At 56.3% G+C, this 16,817-nt stretch carries 17 protein-coding genes; 8 read left to right on the plus strand and 9 right to left on the minus strand.

Annotation, left to right across the window (positions count from 1 at the left end):
• Window positions 1-19 precede the first annotated feature (19 nt).
• Window positions 20-748 (plus strand): carboxy-S-adenosyl-L-methionine synthase CmoA, encoded by a 729-nt coding sequence (cmoA, locus tag N1689_RS07235; RefSeq protein ID WP_033732927.1) that lies wholly within the window; start codon window positions 20-22, stop codon window positions 746-748.
• Window positions 745-1,713: a tRNA 5-methoxyuridine(34)/uridine 5-oxyacetic acid(34) synthase CmoB gene (cmoB, locus tag N1689_RS07240; RefSeq protein WP_161733132.1), complete on the plus strand. Its 969-nt coding sequence runs from the start codon at window positions 745-747 to the stop codon at window positions 1,711-1,713. Before cmoA ends, cmoB begins: the two co-directional genes overlap by 4 nt.
• Window positions 1,714-1,717: 4 nt before the next feature.
• Here the strand turns inward: cmoB and N1689_RS07245 are convergent, their stop codons facing one another.
• Window positions 1,718-2,341, minus strand: a complete 624-nt coding sequence (locus N1689_RS07245) for a LysE family translocator (RefSeq protein ID WP_260058390.1) — start codon at window positions 2,339-2,341, stop codon at window positions 1,718-1,720.
• Between the two features lie 146 nt (window positions 2,342-2,487).
• Between N1689_RS07245 and N1689_RS07250 the strand changes: the two genes are divergently transcribed.
• Window positions 2,488-3,585 (plus strand): glycerol dehydrogenase, encoded by a 1,098-nt coding sequence (locus tag N1689_RS07250; protein ID WP_161733136.1) that lies wholly within the window; start codon window positions 2,488-2,490, stop codon window positions 3,583-3,585.
• Window positions 3,586-3,615: 30 nt separating this feature from the next.
• Here N1689_RS07250 and N1689_RS07255 read toward each other — a convergent pair whose 3' ends face one another.
• Together N1689_RS07255 and cutC are read right to left on the minus strand one after the other, a co-directional pair.
• Window positions 3,616-4,461: a hypothetical protein gene (locus N1689_RS07255; RefSeq protein ID WP_161733138.1), complete on the minus strand. Its 846-nt coding sequence runs from the start codon at window positions 4,459-4,461 to the stop codon at window positions 3,616-3,618.
• A gap of 337 nt (window positions 4,462-4,798) precedes the next feature.
• Window positions 4,799-5,551, minus strand: coding sequence for a copper homeostasis protein CutC (cutC, locus tag N1689_RS07260; protein ID WP_161733140.1), 753 nt, complete (start codon window positions 5,549-5,551; stop codon window positions 4,799-4,801).
• A gap of 85 nt (window positions 5,552-5,636) precedes the next feature.
• Between cutC and N1689_RS07265 the strand changes: the two genes are divergently transcribed.
• A complete protein-coding gene (locus N1689_RS07265) occupies window positions 5,637-6,782 on the plus strand; it encodes a MalY/PatB family protein (RefSeq protein WP_253418923.1) in 1,146 nt (381 codons plus the stop codon).
• Here the strand turns inward: N1689_RS07265 and N1689_RS07270 are convergent.
• Window positions 6,779-7,342 carry a VOC family protein gene (locus tag N1689_RS07270; RefSeq protein WP_161733145.1) on the minus strand — a complete coding sequence of 188 codons (564 nt, stop codon included), beginning with the start codon at window positions 7,340-7,342 and terminating at the stop codon, window positions 6,779-6,781. The genes N1689_RS07265 and N1689_RS07270 overlap by 4 nt on opposite strands.
• 311 nt (window positions 7,343-7,653) lie before the next feature.
• Here N1689_RS07270 and N1689_RS07275 point away from each other — a divergent pair, with 311 nt between their 5' ends.
• The 4 genes from N1689_RS07275 (at window position 7,654) to N1689_RS07290 (ending at window position 11,879) form a co-directional block, all read left to right on the plus strand.
• Window positions 7,654-7,776, plus strand: coding sequence for a hypothetical protein (locus N1689_RS07275; protein WP_009089698.1), 123 nt, complete (start codon window positions 7,654-7,656; stop codon window positions 7,774-7,776).
• Window positions 7,777-7,985: 209 nt separating this feature from the next.
• Window positions 7,986-9,716 carry an arginine--tRNA ligase gene (gene argS, locus N1689_RS07280; protein WP_222925368.1) on the plus strand — a complete coding sequence of 577 codons (1,731 nt, stop codon included), beginning with the start codon at window positions 7,986-7,988 and terminating at the stop codon, window positions 9,714-9,716.
• A gap of 91 nt (window positions 9,717-9,807) precedes the next feature.
• On the plus strand, window positions 9,808-10,755 hold the full coding sequence (locus N1689_RS07285; protein WP_161733149.1) for a LysR family transcriptional regulator: 948 nt from the start codon (window positions 9,808-9,810) through the stop codon (window positions 10,753-10,755).
• A 125-nt stretch (window positions 10,756-10,880) separates the two neighbouring features.
• Window positions 10,881-11,879 (plus strand): aldo/keto reductase, encoded by a 999-nt coding sequence (locus tag N1689_RS07290; protein ID WP_260058391.1) that lies wholly within the window; start codon window positions 10,881-10,883, stop codon window positions 11,877-11,879.
• 61 nt (window positions 11,880-11,940) lie between these two features.
• Here N1689_RS07290 and N1689_RS07295 read toward each other — a convergent pair whose 3' ends face one another.
• The 5 genes from N1689_RS07295 to cheY form a co-directional block, all read right to left on the minus strand.
• Window positions 11,941-12,333, minus strand: a complete 393-nt coding sequence (locus N1689_RS07295; protein WP_260058392.1) for a flagellar protein FlhE — start codon at window positions 12,331-12,333, stop codon at window positions 11,941-11,943.
• Window positions 12,333-14,432, minus strand: coding sequence for a flagellar biosynthesis protein FlhA (gene flhA / locus N1689_RS07300; protein ID WP_098050260.1), 2,100 nt, complete (start codon window positions 14,430-14,432; stop codon window positions 12,333-12,335). Before flhA ends, N1689_RS07295 begins: the two co-directional genes overlap by 1 nt.
• Window positions 14,425-15,576 carry a flagellar biosynthesis protein FlhB gene (gene flhB / locus N1689_RS07305; RefSeq protein ID WP_161733155.1) on the minus strand — a complete coding sequence of 384 codons (1,152 nt, stop codon included), beginning with the start codon at window positions 15,574-15,576 and terminating at the stop codon, window positions 14,425-14,427. The genes flhA and flhB overlap by 8 nt, the downstream gene beginning before the upstream one ends.
• 191 nt (window positions 15,577-15,767) lie before the next feature.
• Window positions 15,768-16,409, minus strand: coding sequence for a protein phosphatase CheZ (cheZ, locus tag N1689_RS07310; RefSeq protein ID WP_013358224.1), 642 nt, complete (start codon window positions 16,407-16,409; stop codon window positions 15,768-15,770).
• Window positions 16,410-16,418: 9 nt separating this feature from the next.
• The gene (gene cheY / locus N1689_RS07315) at window positions 16,419-16,808 is read right to left on the minus strand and encodes a chemotaxis response regulator CheY (RefSeq protein WP_010258559.1); all 390 of its coding nucleotides are present in this window, start codon (window positions 16,806-16,808) and stop codon (window positions 16,419-16,421) included.
• Window positions 16,809-16,817: the final 9 nt, after the last annotated feature.

The following is a 16,817-nucleotide window of genomic DNA, read 5'->3' on the forward strand; positions in this document are numbered from 1 at the left end:
GTCTCTTCGGATTTTCGATATGTCTGACCGCGATCAACTCTTCTCAGCGCCCATTGCAAAACTGGGCGACTGGACTTTTGACGAGCGTGTAGCTGAAGTCTTTCCTGACATGATTCAGCGCTCGGTGCCCGGCTACTCCAACATCATTTCGATGATTGGCATGCTGGCAGAACGTTTTGTGACTCCGGACAGCAGGGTCTATGACCTGGGCTGCTCGCTGGGTGCGGCCACCCTTTCGGTGCGTCGCAATATTCATGTGCCGGGTTGCCAGATCATCGCGGTGGATAACTCCCCGGCGATGGTGGAGCGCTGTCGTCGCCATCTTGATGCGTTTCGCGCGGACACACCGGTCACGGTGCTGGAAGCGGATATCCGCGACATTGAGATTGAAGACGCCTCGCTGGTGGTACTCAACTTCACGCTGCAGTTTCTTGAGCCGCCTGCACGTCTGGCGCTGCTGGAAAAGATCTGGCAGGGACTCAAACCGGGCGGCGCGCTGGTGCTGTCGGAGAAGTTCAGCTTTGAAGATGCCGAGGTCGGTGAGCTGCTGTTTAACATGCATCACGACTTCAAGCGCGCCAACGGCTACAGCGAACTGGAAATCAGCCAGAAACGCAGCATGCTGGAAAATGTGATGCTGACTGACAGCGTTGAAGCGCATAAAGCCCGCCTGAAACAGGCCGGGTTCTCGCACGCCGAACTCTGGTTCCAGTGCTTTAATTTTGGATCTCTGGTGGCGTTGAAATGATCGACTTTGGCCGTTTTTATCAGCAAATTGCAGTGGGCCCGCTGGCGAAGTGGCTGGAAGTCTTACCGGCGCAAATCAGTGAGTGGCAGCGTGAAAACCTGCACGGGCACTTTCGTGACTGGTACAAGTCGCTGGAGTATCTGCCGCTGCTGGAACCGCAAAAACTGGACCTGCTGCACAGCGTCACCGCCGACCGCGATGACATCAGCGACCGCCATCGTCAGGGGATTGAGAAATTACTGCGTAACCTGATGCCGTGGCGCAAAGGGCCTTATTTCCTCTATGGCACCCACATCAACACAGAATGGCGATCTGACTGGAAGTGGGAACGCGTGATACCGCACATCTCCCCGCTGGCGGGCCGCACAGTACTGGATGTCGGCTGTGGCAGCGGTTACCACATGTGGCGGATGATTGGCGCAGGCGCACACCTGGTGGTCGGCATCGATCCGATGCAGCTGTTCCTGGTGCAGTTCGAAGCAGTGCGTAAGCTGCTGAATGACGATCGCCGTGCGCATATGCTGCCGCTGGGCATTGAGCAACTCCCAGCGTTACAGGCGTTTGATACCGTATTTTCGATGGGTGTTCTCTATCACCGTCGTTCGCCGCTGGATCACTTGCTACAACTAAAAAATCAGCTGGTGAGCGGAGGCGAGCTGGTGCTGGAAACGCTGGTGATTGAAGGCGATGTGAATCAGGTGCTGGTGCCCGGTGAACGCTATGCACAGATGCGCAATGTGTTCTTTATCCCTTCAGCGAAAGCGCTGAAAAGCTGGCTGGAGAAAAGCGGCTTTGTCGATGTGCGGATTGTCGATTTTGCTCTGACCACCACCGAAGAGCAGCGCCGTACCGACTGGATGACCAGCGAGTCGCTGGCTGAATTCCTCGACCCCGATGATCCCAGCAAAACGGTTGAAGGCTATCCGGCGCCTCTGCGTGCCGTTCTGGTCGCCACCAAACCTTAATACCCTAGCGGCGAGACAACGCCAGTTTCGCCGCAAATCCAATAAATACACAGCCGGTCAGACGATCCATCCCCTTCAGCACCGTCGGTTTTCGCAGATGGCTGGCGAAATAGTGGCTGCCGCCAATCAGTACCGCATTCCAGAACAGCCCCAGTAGCATGTGCGCCAGTGCCATCAGTGTGCACCAGAGCGTCACGGACGCCCCCGCCGGAATGAACTGTGGCAGAAAAGTGACGTAAAACACGCCAATTTTAGGATTCAGCAGATTTCCCATTAATCCCCGACTGAAGCAGGCCAGATAGCCCTGCTGATGTGCAGGCTGTTCAGCTGTCCCCACGGATTGCTGACGCGGCTTAAGCAGCAGCTTTATGCCCAGACAGAGCAGCCAGCCTGCACCGATCAACTTTAGCAGGTTATAGGCGATTTCAGAGGCCATCAGCAGCGCGCCCAGCCCCAGCCCAACTGCGATCCCCCAAAGCAGACAACCCAGCGTTACGCCAAGGGCTGTCGCCCAGGCGCGTTGCCAGCCCTGTGCAATGGCGGTTCGCAGCACCAGCGCGGTATCAAATCCAGGTGTGAGTGTCAGAATAGTTATCGCAAACAGAAATGAAAAGAGCGTGGCGCTCATGACGATTCTCCGTTATTTCTCCCGGCAAGGGGTGTTCAGGCAGCTTAACAGCCCATGGAGCAGTCATGCGCGGAATCGACTGCCACTCTGAGTGGATTGTGCCAGGCTGGATCGGGTCGAACCATTCATCTTAAGGAGATGTGATTATGAGTAAATTTATTTTTTCATCACCCCGTAAATATGTGCAGGGCGCAGGTGTGCTTGATGAGCTGGGAACGTACCTGACTGAACTGGGCGATCAGGCCTTTCTGGTGGCGGATGACGTTGTCTGGAAGCTGATTGGCGAACGCACACAACAGACATTGCAGTCCGCCGGGGTGAAATTCAGCTGGCAGCAGTTTAACGGCGAGGCCTCCAGTAATGAGATCACCCGTCTCAGTGCGCTGGCGAAGAGCCAGGGCTGTAACGTGGTTGTCGGGCTGGGCGGCGGCAAAACGCTGGATACGGTTAAGGCGGTGGCGGACGAACTTAAACAGCCGGTGGCCATCGTGCCGACCATTGCCTCCACCGATGCCCCCTGTAGTGCGCTATCAGTCATCTACTCTGACAGCGGCGTATTTGAAAGCTATCGCTTCTACAGCAAAAATCCCGATTTGGTGCTGGTCGATACGGCAGTCTGCGCCAGTGCACCTGCGCGGCTCTTTGCCTCCGGCATTGCCGATGGTCTGGCCACCTGGGTTGAAGCGCAGGCAGTGGCGCGCTCCCATGCGAAATCGATGGTCAGCGGCGATCCGACTCTTGCCGGACTGGCGATTGCCCGCGCCTGCGAAGAAACACTGCTTAAGTGGGGATACAGCGCATACATCGCCGTTACCGAAAAACGGGTCACGCCCGCAGTGGAAGCGGTGGTTGAGGCGAACACGCTGCTTTCAGGGCTGGGCTTTGAAAACGGCGGGCTGGCAGCCGCCCACGCTATTCACAATGGTTTTACCGCCATCGATGGCGATATCCATCATCTCACCCACGGCGAGAAAGTCGCCTACGGCACACTGACGCAGATGGTGCTTGAGCAGCGGTCGGATGAGGAAATTGCGCGCTATATTCGTTTCTATCGCAGCATCAACATGCCGACCACGTTGCGTGAAATGCATCTGGAAAATGAAAGCTGGGAAAATCTGGTGAAAGTGGGGGCACTGGCGAACAGTGAGGGCGATACGCTGAAAAACCTCAACCCTCATCTGTCACCGGAAGATATCGCCAACGCCCTGCTGGCGCTGGATGCCTTTAGTCAGATGGTGAAATAAGCCGCCAACAGGCGATCATCCGATCGCCTGTTACTCTTCTGCCGCAGGCTGGTCCCAGTACTCATATTTGTAGGCGGAACTGAGATGGCGCTCAATGGTGCCACGCGTAAAGATTTCGGTTTCATGCAGATAGCTCAGTGTACAGTTGCCAACCTCATCCCAGGACTGACACTCATCGACCGACCGGATAGTGCTAAGCGGTGTGGTCGCAGTGCCGTTGAGCCGCACTTCACGCCACTGGTGATCGTAGGTGTATTCGTCGGTCCCCCGGGCAGAGGTGGTGCGCGTCACCAGACCTTTTGGGTTCCAGTGGTAGTGGAACTCGCCGTTGGTCAGCGGATCGCTGCCACGTGCCACACTCTTCTCCAGTCGTAGCTGGCGATCATACCGATAGGTGGTGTCGGTAAAGCCGCTTTTACCCATGCTGGTAAATCTGTCGGAAGCGCTGGTGATAGTGCCACGCTGGCCTTTCTGCCAGTTAATCGTTCCCTGCCGGTTATCAACCACGACTTCCCTGCCCTCTTTCAGCACTTTTACCAGATACGCATATTCCGCCACCCAGCCGTCCTGTACCCGGGCGATGTGTTGCTCCATGCTGAGGATCACGTTGCGTTCACTTTTGTCGTAGCTGACGTCAGCCACCGTCAGATTGCCGCAGGCGTCAAACTGTCCCAGCACCCGCTTTTGCGAATTCACATCTTTACCAAATTCACCTGCAATCACCTGCTTCACCGCGCCTTTCGCATTTCCGCCAAGCAAAATCAGGGTATTACTGCTGGAAACGGCGGTGTTGTCTGGCCCACATACGCTGGCCGCAGCGCTTCCAGTACTAGCGGTCAGTATCAGGCTTAAAGTAAGAATCTGATTGCGTTTCATAGGGTAAATTCCAGGCGACGTTGCTTTCAGTGTAAACGCTGTGGAGATGAACAGCGGCGATGATTTAAGCCAGCATCGCCTTTTAAACATCGAAAATGCGACAAGGCGCCAGCGTAACGGATAAAGCGCATGTTAAGGATGCCGTCAGGCCTTAAATTCCTGGATGACATTAATTAGTTAGTAAAAGGCAGGCATTTTAACTGAACCGGACGAAACGCTGTCACGGCAAACGGAGCGTGTTTTACACAAAAAGAACCCCAGCAAGCTGTACTGGGGTTTGGTACTTGCAAACACCACGTCAATGATCGGCGTGCTGCGCGGCAAAATCTGTTGTGGTTCAGGCAACCCGAACGGTGCTCATCTGCATCACGCTTTTCATCGCCTCAACCACATCGCCGTCTACGCAGTAGCGGCTGAACTCATCGGTTTCGGCTTCAGAACACATGGAGACACCCGCTTTGCGGTAGCGCATCGGTGACGCCGTCAGGCGACTGGCCGAGCTATGGACTTCATCAATCCCCATGTCGAGAAACTTTTGCAGGTTGCTGAGACGCACGCCCGCACCTGCCATAATAATAGGACCGGTACTGGTCTCATTTAGTTCCCGAAGTAATGCAATTCCGTTTTCAGCGCTCTGCTGCTGACCGGATGTCAGAATGCGCGCTACACCCAAATCCGTTAACGCTTCCAGTGCGCGCTTAGGGCTGTGACAGAGATCGAAGGCGCGATGGAAGGTCACCGCCAGACCGTCACACAGCGCCATAATCTGTCGCATCTGCCCCTGATGAATATGGGCGTCTTCATCCAGCATCCCAATCACCAGACCGGGAAAACCGAGTTCACGAATTAACGCCACATCCGATTTCATCGCCTCGAATTCACGTGCGGTGTAACAAAAATCGCCACCCCGTGGCCGGACAATAGGATGAACCGGAATCGAAACCTCGCGCCGGGCGGCATTCAGCATCCCCGCAGACGGGGTCAGGCCGCCTTCGCGCGGTGCGGCACAAAGTTCAACCCGATCAGCGCCCGCCTGTTGTGCGGTCACGGCGCAATCCACGCCATAGCAGCAAATTTCCAGTGTGGTCATTCTCTTCTCCTTTACATGACTCTGGTTCAAGGCAGATTCATCAGTTAGTCTGGCTGCTGGAATGAGTTTACCGGGAAAGTTAACTATGGCATTCAATTTCGACCAACGGATAGACCGTCGTCACAGCGATAGCCTTAAATGGAACAAATATGCGGACCAGGACATTCTGCCGTTGTGGGTGGCAGATACGGATTTCCGATCCCCTGACTGCGTCATCGAGGCAATTAAGACCCGCGCCGTGCATGGGATTTTTGGTTATGGTGATACGCCGGTGGCGTTTATTGACAGTGCGATAGCGTGGCTCGCCTCACGCTATCAGTGGCACGTTAATCCGGAGTGGATTGTGGTGTTGCCGGGTGTCGTGAGCGGGCTTAATCTCGCCGTGCGTGCGTTTACCGCGCCGGACGAGCTGACGATTGCCCCTACGCCAATCTATCCACCGTTTCGCGGTTCGGCAAAACTGGCAGAACGGGGTCAGCTCAATCTGCCGCTGACGCTGAAACAGGGACGCTGGGTGCTGGATATGGATGCGGCTGAAGATCAGCTCACCGGCAAAGAGCGGCTGTTAATGCTGTGTAATCCGCAGAACCCGGGCGGCACCGTTTATCGGCGCGACGAACTGCAGGCGCAGCTGGAATTTGCGCATAAGCACGATCTTATCGTCTGTTCAGACGAGATCCACAGCGATCTGCTGCTGGAACCGGGCGCTAAACACATTCCGTTTGCGTCGCTGAGTGGAGATGCCGCTCAGCGCAGTGTGACACTGATGTCACCCTCCAAGAGCTTTAATATTGCTGGTCTGGGTGCGTCCATTGCCATTATCCCTGATGCTGAACTGCGTGCGCGCTTTAACCGAATGCGACGCGGTATTGTGCCGGATGTGGATATTCTGGCGCTCACCGCCGCGGCAGCGGCATGGCGCGAAGGTGAACCCTGGCTGCAGGCGCAGAATACCTACCTGCGAAGTAATCGTGACTGGCTGGTCTCACAGGTTAATAAAATGACCGGTCTGTCCGTCGCCGCGCCGGAAGCGACCTACCTGGCCTGGATCGACGCCAGTGCGCTGGGTGTGGCCAGTCCTGCCCTCTATTTTGAGAAGCACGGACTCGGCTTAACCGCCGGTCGCGAGTTTGGCAATGACCAGTTTGTCCGGCTCAATTTTGGCTGTACCCGCGCGCTGCTGGATGAGGCCGTTGCGCGCCTGAAGCGCGCAGTAGCCGCCCGTATCTAGTTCTGCTCGCTGGCGACAATCTCTTCCAGTCGCCATGGGTGAAACTTGATTGTCGTCTGCCCATCCGTTACCGCCAGGGTCGGATTGGGCAAACGCTCATTCTCGCCCTGCGGTGAGCTGGTTTTAAATGAAATACCCGGCTGCGTCAGCGCGTCATCGGAAAGCAATGCCATCGCGCGCATGCCCAGCGTCTGATGATCGCCGCGCAACACCACTTCAATATGCTCCCAGCCTTCATGGCGATAACGCTTTTCACCCGGCCACGGCAGTTCAACCACATCAACCTGCCTGCCCGCCACGAACAGCGGATCATGTAGTTTAAACAGGCATATCTGTCTTCCGTTGATCATCGCTGCTGAAAATTCAGTACCAATCTGCTGCAGGCCTTGCTGCCAGCGCATTGCCGTCGTGTCCTGATGACAACGCAGCGAAATATGGTCAACTTCCAGATCGTTAAGGCGCAAACCCAGTCTCTGCGCAAAACTTTGCAACGATTCTTCAAAACGTCCTAAATCTGTCTTTAAATCATCCAATTCTGCCGGAAAAGATTGCTCAGCCACCGGGATTCCTCTCTGTTTGTTTAGTCTTTATAATCAGTCTGGTTCATTGTGCACCGCGTGCTCCGCGTCACAAAATGGTAAGATTCATCTTATTTGGCCCGGAATTTAACGCAAAACCTTATAATAACATCTTTCATTTCGGATTTATCTCCTGTTTAGGGCCATGAGTTCCTTGATGAAAGCACCTTAAATATATGATTTAAATGATCTTCTTTAATACAATAAGATAACTCTTATTTGAACGGCAAACAATTGCAGCCTCCCCCGCCTTCCTATAAATTTGACCTAACACAACCAAAAGGAATGGCTCTATGTCTATGCTCATCGTTGTCGCTGTCCTGATCGCACTGATGGGGTTTGCAATTTCCCGCCATTGGAAGGTGCGCGAAGATAAAAGCGTAAAGAACCCACGCCGTCATCTGCGACGTCGTTAACGCCTCCGGGAAACATCTTCTTCAGCTCTGTTTCCCCGCTTCATCCAACTGCTGACGCCCATCCACATTTCACGTATACTTTTCCCCTCATTTTTTTCCGTTTTGTCTGTCCTATCCGTTTCGGCCAATTCGTTACGCGATGCGCTCAGGCAAGATGATGACAGCCCGGCTTTTCATCCGGGCGTTGTTCAGCACATGAAGGTAACTCGGTGAATATTCAGGCACTTCTTTCCGCAAAAGTCAGTCAGGCAATGGTTTTAGCCGGCGCACCCGCCGATTGCGAACCGCAGGTTCGCCAGTCTGCCCGGGTTCAGTTTGGAGACTATCAGGCCAACGGCATTATGGCCGTGGCGAAAAAGCTGGGACAGGCACCGCGACAATTAGCGGAAGCGGTAATCCAGCACCTCGACCTGACCGGTATCGCCAGCAAAGTTGAAATTGCCGGACCGGGCTTCATCAATATCTTCCTCGACCACAACTGGCTGGCAAAGCATGCCCGCGAAGCGCTGAGTCTGCCGCGCCTGGGCGTGCAACTGGCCGAACCCCAGACCATTGTGGTCGACTACTCTGCGCCCAACGTTGCGAAAGAGATGCACGTGGGCCACATCCGCTCCACCATCATTGGTGATGCGGCGGTGCGCACGCTGGAGTTTCTCGGACACAAGGTGATCCGTGCGAACCACGTTGGCGACTGGGGTACGCAGTTCGGCATGCTGATTGCGTTCCTGGAAAAACAGCAGAATGAACACCACGCTGAGATGGCGCTGGCCGATCTTGAAGGCTTTTACCGTGAAGCCAAGCGCACCTACGATGAAGATCCTGAGTTTGCCGAGCGCGCGCGCAGCTATGTCGTGAAGCTCCAGAGCGGCGATGAATACTGCCGCCAGATGTGGAAGAAGCTGGTCGACATCACTATGAGTCAGAACCAGAAAATCTATGACCGTATGAACGTGACGCTGACGCGCAACGACGTCATGGGTGAAAGCCTCTATAACGATATGCTGCCTGGCATCGTCTCCGATCTGAAGCAGAAAGGCTTAGCGGTTGAGAGCGAAGGTGCGACCGTCGTGTTCCTGGATGAATTCCAGAACAAAGAAGGGGAGCCGATGGGCGTCATCATCCAGAAAAAGGATGGCGGCTACCTCTACACCACGACTGATATCGCCTGTGCGAAATACCGTTACGAAACGCTGAAAGCCGATCGGGTGCTCTACTACATCGACTCCCGTCAGCATCAGCATCTGGTTCAGGCCTGGACCATCGTGCGTAAAGCGGGTTATGTGCCGGAATCTGTGCCGCTGGAGCACCATGCGTTCGGCATGATGCTGGGCAAAGATGGCCGTCCGTTCAAAACCCGCAGCGGCGGCACCATCAAGCTCTCCGATCTGCTGGATGAAGCCTGGCAGCGTGCCTACACGCTGGTGCGTGAGAAGAATCCGGAGATGAGCGAAGCGGAAGTCAAAGCGCTGGCGGAAGTGATGGGCATCAGCGCGGTGAAATACGCTGACCTGTCAAAAAGTCGCACCACCGACTACATCTTCGACTGGGACAACATGCTGGCGTTTGAAGGCAACACGGCGCCTTACATGCAGTACGCCTACACCCGCGTGCTCTCTGTATTCCGCAAGGCAGGCATTGATGCCGATTCGCTGGATGCAGAGATCGTGATTAGCGAAGAGCGCGAAGCACAGCTGGCAACCCGCCTGCTGCAGTTCGAAGAGGTTATCACGCAGGTGGCTCGCGACGGTACGCCACACGTGATGTGTGCTTATCTCTACGATCTGGCCGGTCTGTTCTCCGGATTCTACGAGCACTGTCCGATTCTCAGCGCAGAATCAGACGCGACTCGTCTGAGCCGACTGCAGCTGGCCGCGCTGACCGCGAAGACACTGAAGCAGGGTCTGGATACGCTCGGTATCGACACCGTCGAGCGCATGTAATCGCTACAACGGAGAGGGAATTCCCTCTCCGTTGCTGACTCCTCACGTTTCCCCTGTTCTCCCTCCACTCTTTCAGCAGCAGGATGGTGCCATGTCTTTAGCCGCGCATCTCATCAGCAGCCACTTTCCCACAATTAAACAGTTACAGTGCTTTCTGGCGGTCGCGCACGAGCTTAATTTTCGCCGGGCTGCAGAACGCCTTAGCATGACGCAGCCTCCGCTCACCCGTCAGATTCAGAGTCTGGAAGATCTGCTGGGCCAGCCGCTTTTCGGGCGCACGACGCATAAGGTCACCCTGACAGATTCTGGCCACGCGCTGGTCACGAAAGCGGAAGCGATCCTGACTGCGCTGAGTGCCCTGAAGCAGGATGCGCAGCCCGCCGCGGCACGACTACGCATCGGGCTGACCCGCACGCTGAACTTTGAACTGATTTCCCCACTTAACCGGCTGCTCGCCGCTTTTCATGCCAGCGATGAGATGGAGATGCCCAGCCTCACTTCGGCTCAGCTGCTGCAGAGCCTGGCGAAAAATAGCCTGGATTTGATCCTTACCGGGGAAAAAGGTCCGGAGGCGGAAGATACCGTCCGGTATGCCTGGGTATACCGTGAGCCACTGCGGATTGCGATGCCGTCAGCACACCCCGCCAGCCTCTCTGAAAACGTTGCGCTGGAGGCGCTGGCTGACCTCCCGCTGTGCTGGTTTCCGCGCAGTGCCAATCCGCAGTTTTATGATAAATGTGAGCGCTACTTCTCCACACTCAGCGTCACGCTGAAACGGGTCAGAGAGCCAGAAGACTCCCTGCTGATGCTGGCGCACATCGCCAGAGGCAAAGGGTTCGCCCTGATGCCGCAGTCAAAATGTACCTTTCATCAGGCAGGCCTCTGTTACCGGCCACTGGCTGACGATGCAGCTAAACAGCTGGCAATTGACGTTTATGCGGCTATTCGCGCCGATGAAACCAATGCGGCAGTTGTTAATGCGCTGATCGCACTCTCGCAGCCTGATGAACCCGAAGCCCCCGCCCATCCGCGCGTCTAAGTCGCTGTACTATCCGCACCAATAGTACCTGAAGCTCGCTGATACCTTTTTTGCATGACCGAAAGAGCAATTCATTGCTTTCACGCCGGGTGAAACAATCATCTCTCACTTACGAGGAGAGACAGATGAAAAAGCGATCGTTAACTCAGGGTCTGGAGGTCAGCGCCATCGGTTATGGTGCGATGGGGCTCAGCGAATTTTATGGTCAGACCGATGACCGCCATTCCCTCCAGCTGCTCAGCCGGCTGCGTGATCTGGATATCACCTTTATCGATACTGCAGACCTTTACGGGCGCGGCCACAACGAGCAGTTGATAGGCCAGTTTCTTGCCGGATTGAGCAAAGCCGAACGGCTGAAATTCACCGTCGCCACCAAGTGTGGCATTGAGCGTCCGGCGGAGGAGGCTTATGCCCGCACTATCAATAATCAGCCCGACTACCTAACCCGCAGCTGCCATGCCTCTCTGAAACGGCTGGGCGTTGAGCGTATCGATCTCTTTTATCTGCATCGCATCAGTCCGGCGACACCGATTGAGGAGAGCATGCAGTGTCTCAGCCGTCTGGTGCAGGAGGGAAAGATTGCCCGGATTGGGCTGTGTGAAGCATCGGCTTCAACACTGAATCGGGCGCAGGCGATCCATCCGCTGGCCGCGCTGCAGACGGAGTATTCACTCTGGACGCGTGACATCGAAGAAGAGATTCTCCCTATGGTGAAAAAACTCGGTATCGGACTGGTGCCCTATTCGCCGCTGGGCAGAGGATTCCTGACGGGTAAATACCGTAAAAACAGCGATTTTGCCGAGGGTGATTTCCGCAAAAATAATGACCGTTTCCGGCAGGAAAATATCGATCACAATCTCCAGCTTCTTAACGCGGTGACGCCACTTGCTGAGAAATATCACGCCACCACCGGACAGATTGCGCTGGCGTGGTTGCTGGCACAGTATGAAAAAATTGTGCCGATACCGGGCACCAAACAGATTGCTTATCTCACTGAGAATGCGCACGCCGCGGATATCAGGCTGGAAGAGGACGACGTGCGGTTACTGAATACGATACATCAGCAGATTGAGGTCAAAGGCGGTCGCTATTCTGAGGAGGGAATGAAGGGAGTTAACGCCTGAAGACACATTGCGCACTGGCGCACCGTGCAGCGGTGCGCCAGTCAATTCAGCAACGAGACTTTTACTCGTAATTGACCATGACTTCGCTGCTCACTACCCGTAATCCCGGTGGCAGCGCCCCGCTGCCGGCAAAACCAAACACCATATGCAGGGTTTCTCCAGCGTTAAGATGTGCCAGCCCGCGCGTGGTGCCGCTGGCACCCTCAAGCGTGGTGCAGCGCTGTTCGCCGCACAGCCGCACTTTAAGGCCCGACGGCGCAGGTCTGCTCAGCTCATAACGCCAGTTAATGATGCTGACCTCCCCGCCAACATCGGCGGGTGGCGTCAGCGGCTGCGTCCGTTGCCAGCTGCCGCGATTCGCCAGCAGCGGTCCGTTGGCCGTGGCGCTCCAGGCCCCCCCGGCCGCCTGAACCAGCATCGGCAGCATGAAGAGCACCAACAGCAGCCCGCGCATTATTTGCCTCCGATGGTGGCAGTCATACGGATCTGGCGGTTGTCGCTCAGTTCCAGATTCGAGAGCACCACCAGCTGCGGCAGATTGCGGCGCAGGAACCGTGCCAGCAGCGCACGCAGCGGATGATTGACCAGCAGCACCGGTGGCGCACCCAGCATCTCCTGACGCTGCAATGCCGCCTGTGCCTGACTCAACAGCCGATCGGCCAGCCCCGGCTCCAGGCCGCCACCGCCCTGCAACGCCTGTAACAGCAGACGCTCAAGCGTGGAATCCAGCCCGATAACCTGCACTTCATCATTGCCCGGGAACCACTGCTGAGTAATTGCGCGACCCAGCGCCACACGGACTACGCTGGTCAGTTCCTGCGGATCGCTCTGTACCGGCGCATGTTCCGCCAGTGTTTCGATAATAGTGCGCATATCGCGAATCGAGACCCGCTCAACCAACAGGTTCTGCAGTACCTTATGCAGCGTGGTCAGTGAGATCACCCCCGGCACCAGATCTTCGGTCAGCTTCGGCATCTCCTGCGTCACGCGATCCAGCAGCTGCTGCGCTTCCTGACGGCCAAACAGCTCACTGGCGAACTGGCCGATCAGATGGTTGAGGTGTGTTGCCACCACGGTACTGGCTTCTACTACGGTAAAGCCCTGGATCTGCGCCTGCTCTTTCAGCGCGCTGTCGATCCAGACCGCCGCCAGGCCAAAGGCCGGATCGACAGTTGCTTCTCCCGGCAGACTGCCGGCAGCCGTGCCTGGGTTAATCGCCATCCAGCGGCCCGGATAGGCATCCCCACTGCCAATCTCCACCCCTTTCATCAGAATGCGATAGCGCGCAGGTGGCAACTCCATGTTGTCACGGATATGCACCACCGGCGGCAGGAAACCGACATCCTGCGCAACTTTCTTACGGATACTGCGGATACGGCCCAGCAGCTCGCCATTTTGCTGATGATCGACCATCGGAATCAGGCGATAGCCCACTTCCATGCCCAGCGTATCTTCCAGCTGTACATCGGTCCAGGATGCTTCAGTGGCGGCGGGCGTGTCCGCTGCCGCTTTGTTGCTGATGCTGCCAGCAACGTCCACTTTCTTCTTCGGCTGCGTTTCGCGTCCGCGCAGCCACCAGGCCAGACCCAGCAAGGCGGCGGTGAACAGCAGGAAGACGAAGTTAGGCATGCCTGGCACCAGACCCAGCAAGCCAATCACCCCGGCGCTGAGCATCAGCACGCGAGGATCCTTAAACAGCTGGGTGACCATCTGCTCGCCGACATCCTGATCGGTGGCGACGCGCGTCACGATAACACCGGCTGCGGTAGAGATAACCAGCGCCGGGATCTGCGCAACCAGGCCATCACCGATGGTCAGCAGCGTATAGGTCTCTGCGGCGTGCCCCACATCCATACCGTGCTGCACTACGCCCACCAGCAGGCCGCCGATGACGTTGATCACCATGATCATGATACCGGCGACGGCATCACCACGAACGAACTTACTCGCACCGTCCATCGAACCGTAGAAGTCCGCTTCCTGGGTCACTTCAGCACGGCGGCGTTTAGCTTCATCTTCACCGATCAGCCCGGCATTGAGGTCGGCATCGATCGCCATCTGCTTACCAGGCATCCCGTCCAGTACAAAGCGCGCGCCCACTTCGGCGATACGACCGGCACCCTTGGTGATAACCATGAAGTTGATGATGACCAGGATGATAAACACCACGATACCGATGGCGAAGTTACCGCCCACCAGGAAGTGACCGAAGGCTTCAACGACCTGTCCTGCCGCAGCGGCACCGGTGTGCCCCTCCATCAGGATGATACGGGTTGAGGCCACGTTCAGTGCCAGACGCAGTAACGTAGAGAACAGCAGAACAGTCGGGAACGCCGCAAACTCCAAAGTCCGCTGGGTGAACATCGACACCAGCAGGATCATGATCGACAGCGCAATGTTAAAGGTGAACAGCAGATCAAGAATGAACGGCGGTAATGGCAGAACCATCATCGACAGGATCATCAGGATCAGCACCGGCCCGGCCAGCACCTGCCACTGCATATCTTTAAAGTTGCCCGGTAAACGTAGTTTTGCGGCCAGGTTATTAGCCATCGTTTTTGCTCTCTCCTGCAAAGTCCATCTCTGCCGGAACCGGCAGGTTTTTTGGTTTGGTTGGGATCAGGCCGCCTTCGCGCTTCCAGCGACGCGACTGCCAGACCCACGCCAGTACTTCTGCCACGGCAGCATAGAGCGCGCCGGGGATGTGCTGACCAATTTCGGTATGTCGGTATAACGCACGCGCCAGCGGCGGTGCTTCCAGAACCGGGATGCGGTGTTCAGCAGCCAGTTCACGAATTCTCAGGGCGATCTCGCCCGCGCCTTTCGCAACCACTTTCGGCGCGCTCATCTTCTTCTCGTTGTACTGCAATGCCACTGAGTAGTGCGTCGGGTTCGTGACGATGACATCGGCTTTTGGCACATCGGCCATCATTCGGCGGCGCGCGGCGGCGCGCATCTGCTGCCGGATGCGCCCTTTAACGTGCGGGTCACCTTCCTGCTGCTTATGCTCGTCACGGATCTCCTGCATCGACATCTTCAGCTTTTTGAAGTGGCTGTAGAGCTGCCAGAAGACGTCATATCCCACCATCGGGATCAGCCCCAGCATCACCAGCGAACAGCAGACCGCGATCATCTCCATGCCGTGAATCAGCGCGGTGACGGGCGCTTCACTGATCAGCCGCAACATTTCCGGCCAGTGACTCCAGATGTACCACCAGCCTACTGCGCCCACCAGAATGGTTTTGAGAATGCCTTTAAACAGTTCGGTCCACGCCTGTGCCGCAAACATTCGCTTAAAACCGGCCATCGGATTGAGCTTTTTCAGGTCGAACTTGATCGATTTGCCGCTGAAAATGATACCGCCAAGCAGCATGGGCGCGGCAATCGCCACCAGCACCAGCCCCCCCATCAGCGGCAGCAGCGCCATCAGTGCCTGGGTGATCAGGCTGCCAATGTGGCTGACGATAATTTTGTCATCCCTGACCATGCCGTGGTCAAAACGGAGCCCGGTGGCCACCATGGCCGCCAGCCGGTGCGCCATCATATTGCCGCCCATCCACAGGATCATGATGCCGGCCAGCAGCATCAGCAGTGACGTCAGTTCGCGCGAACGCGGAATCTGGCCCTCTTCACGCGCTTTCTCAAGTCGGTGGGCCGTGGGCGATTCTGTTTTGTCTTCGTCGCTATCTTCAGCCACGACAAACCTCGGTTGGCAGGAATTCTGAGCTTAGAATGCCAAATCTGGCTTAAGTTAAAGCGGAGATAAGATGGGGAAAACAGGCGTTCTTTCGGGGATGGGTCTGACAATGCGGAACGGGGCCACCCGAAGGTGACCCTGTTTTTGACGCCGGGAGCCGTTTTGCCCGCCCGCAGGCGGACAACACCGGATCAGAATCCTAAGCTGTCCAGCAGGTCATCAACCTGATCCTGGTTCGCCACCACACCCGGTGCATCGGCGTGGATCTGCGGACCATTCAGCAGGCTGGTGCCTTCCTGACGCTTCTCAGCGCTGACTTCTGGCATGTTCTCCAGCAGCACCATTAACAGCTGGCGCTCAATCTCCTGGATCACATCCATCATGCGCTTGATTACCTGACCAGTCAGGTCCTGGAAATCCTGTGCCATCATGATTTCAAGCAACTGCTTGTTGGTAAAGGCGGTGTGCTCTGGCACGGCGGTGAGGAATTCGCGCGTATCCGTCACCAACTCCCGCGCATCACCCAGTTCAATCGGGTTCTCAAACCACGCATCCCAACGCCCTTTCAGCTGAGTTGCCCCGGCTTCCATCTTATCCTGATGGGGTTGTGCTGCTTCAACACAGTTCAGCGCACGGTCGGCTGCCTGCGCCGTCATTTGCACCACATAATCAAGACGATCGCGGGCATCAGGAATGGCTTCAGCTGCATCGGCAATGGCTTTATCCAGCCCCAGCTCGCGCAGACTGTCGCGCAGCATGCGCGTCAGTGAGCCAATACGTGAAATGATGTCGTGTGCCGCGGCATCCTCAGTTGGTTTCGGAAAGTCGCTCATCACATCCCCTTACATGCCCAGTTTTTCGAAAATTTTGCCCAGCTTCTCTTCCAGGGTTGCCGCAGTGAATGGCTTCACCACATATCCACTGGCTCCCGCCTGGGCGGCGGCGATAATGTTCTCTTTCTTCGCTTCCGCGGTCACCATCAGCACCGGCAGCGAACTCATCGCCGCGTCGGCACGAATAGTCTGCAGCAGCTGCAGGCCATCCATGTTTGGCATGTTCCAGTCGGAAATCACGAAGTCGAAGCCACCCGCTTTCAGTTTGCCAAGGGCATCCACACCATCTTCCGCTTCTTCTACGTTATTGAAGCCCAGCTCTTTCAGCAGGTTACGCACAATACGACGCATCGTATTGAAATCGTCTACTACCAAAAAGCGCATGTTTTTATCAGCCATATCTACTCC

This window comes from Pantoea sp. XY16, from assembly GCF_025153065.1.
Lineage (GTDB): Bacteria > Pseudomonadota > Gammaproteobacteria > Enterobacterales > Enterobacteriaceae > Pantoea > Pantoea alfalfae.

Coding starts and splice junctions, on each gene's coding strand:
- cmoA (WP_033732927.1), top strand. CDS start 20: ATGTCTGACCGCGATCAACTCTTCTCAGCGCCCATTGCAAAACTGGGC.
- cmoB (WP_161733132.1), top strand. CDS start 745: ATGATCGACTTTGGCCGTTTTTATCAGCAAATTGCAGTGGGCCCGCTG.
- N1689_RS07245 (WP_260058390.1), bottom strand. CDS start 2,341: ATGAGCGCCACGCTCTTTTCATTTCTGTTTGCGATAACTATTCTGACA.
- N1689_RS07250 (WP_161733136.1), top strand. CDS start 2,488: ATGAGTAAATTTATTTTTTCATCACCCCGTAAATATGTGCAGGGCGCA.
- N1689_RS07255 (WP_161733138.1), bottom strand. CDS start 4,461: ATGAAACGCAATCAGATTCTTACTTTAAGCCTGATACTGACCGCTAGT.
- cutC (WP_161733140.1), bottom strand. CDS start 5,551: ATGACCACACTGGAAATTTGCTGCTATGGCGTGGATTGCGCCGTGACC.
- N1689_RS07265 (WP_253418923.1), top strand. CDS start 5,637: ATGGCATTCAATTTCGACCAACGGATAGACCGTCGTCACAGCGATAGC.
- N1689_RS07275 (WP_009089698.1), top strand. CDS start 7,654: ATGTCTATGCTCATCGTTGTCGCTGTCCTGATCGCACTGATGGGGTTT.
- N1689_RS07285 (WP_161733149.1), top strand. CDS start 9,808: ATGTCTTTAGCCGCGCATCTCATCAGCAGCCACTTTCCCACAATTAAA.
- N1689_RS07290 (WP_260058391.1), top strand. CDS start 10,881: ATGAAAAAGCGATCGTTAACTCAGGGTCTGGAGGTCAGCGCCATCGGT.
- N1689_RS07295 (WP_260058392.1), bottom strand. CDS start 12,333: ATGCGCGGGCTGCTGTTGGTGCTCTTCATGCTGCCGATGCTGGTTCAG.
- flhA (WP_098050260.1), bottom strand. CDS start 14,432: ATGGCTAATAACCTGGCCGCAAAACTACGTTTACCGGGCAACTTTAAA.
- cheZ (WP_013358224.1), bottom strand. CDS start 16,409: ATGAGCGACTTTCCGAAACCAACTGAGGATGCCGCGGCACACGACATC.
- cheY (WP_010258559.1), bottom strand. CDS start 16,808: ATGGCTGATAAAAACATGCGCTTTTTGGTAGTAGACGATTTCAATACG.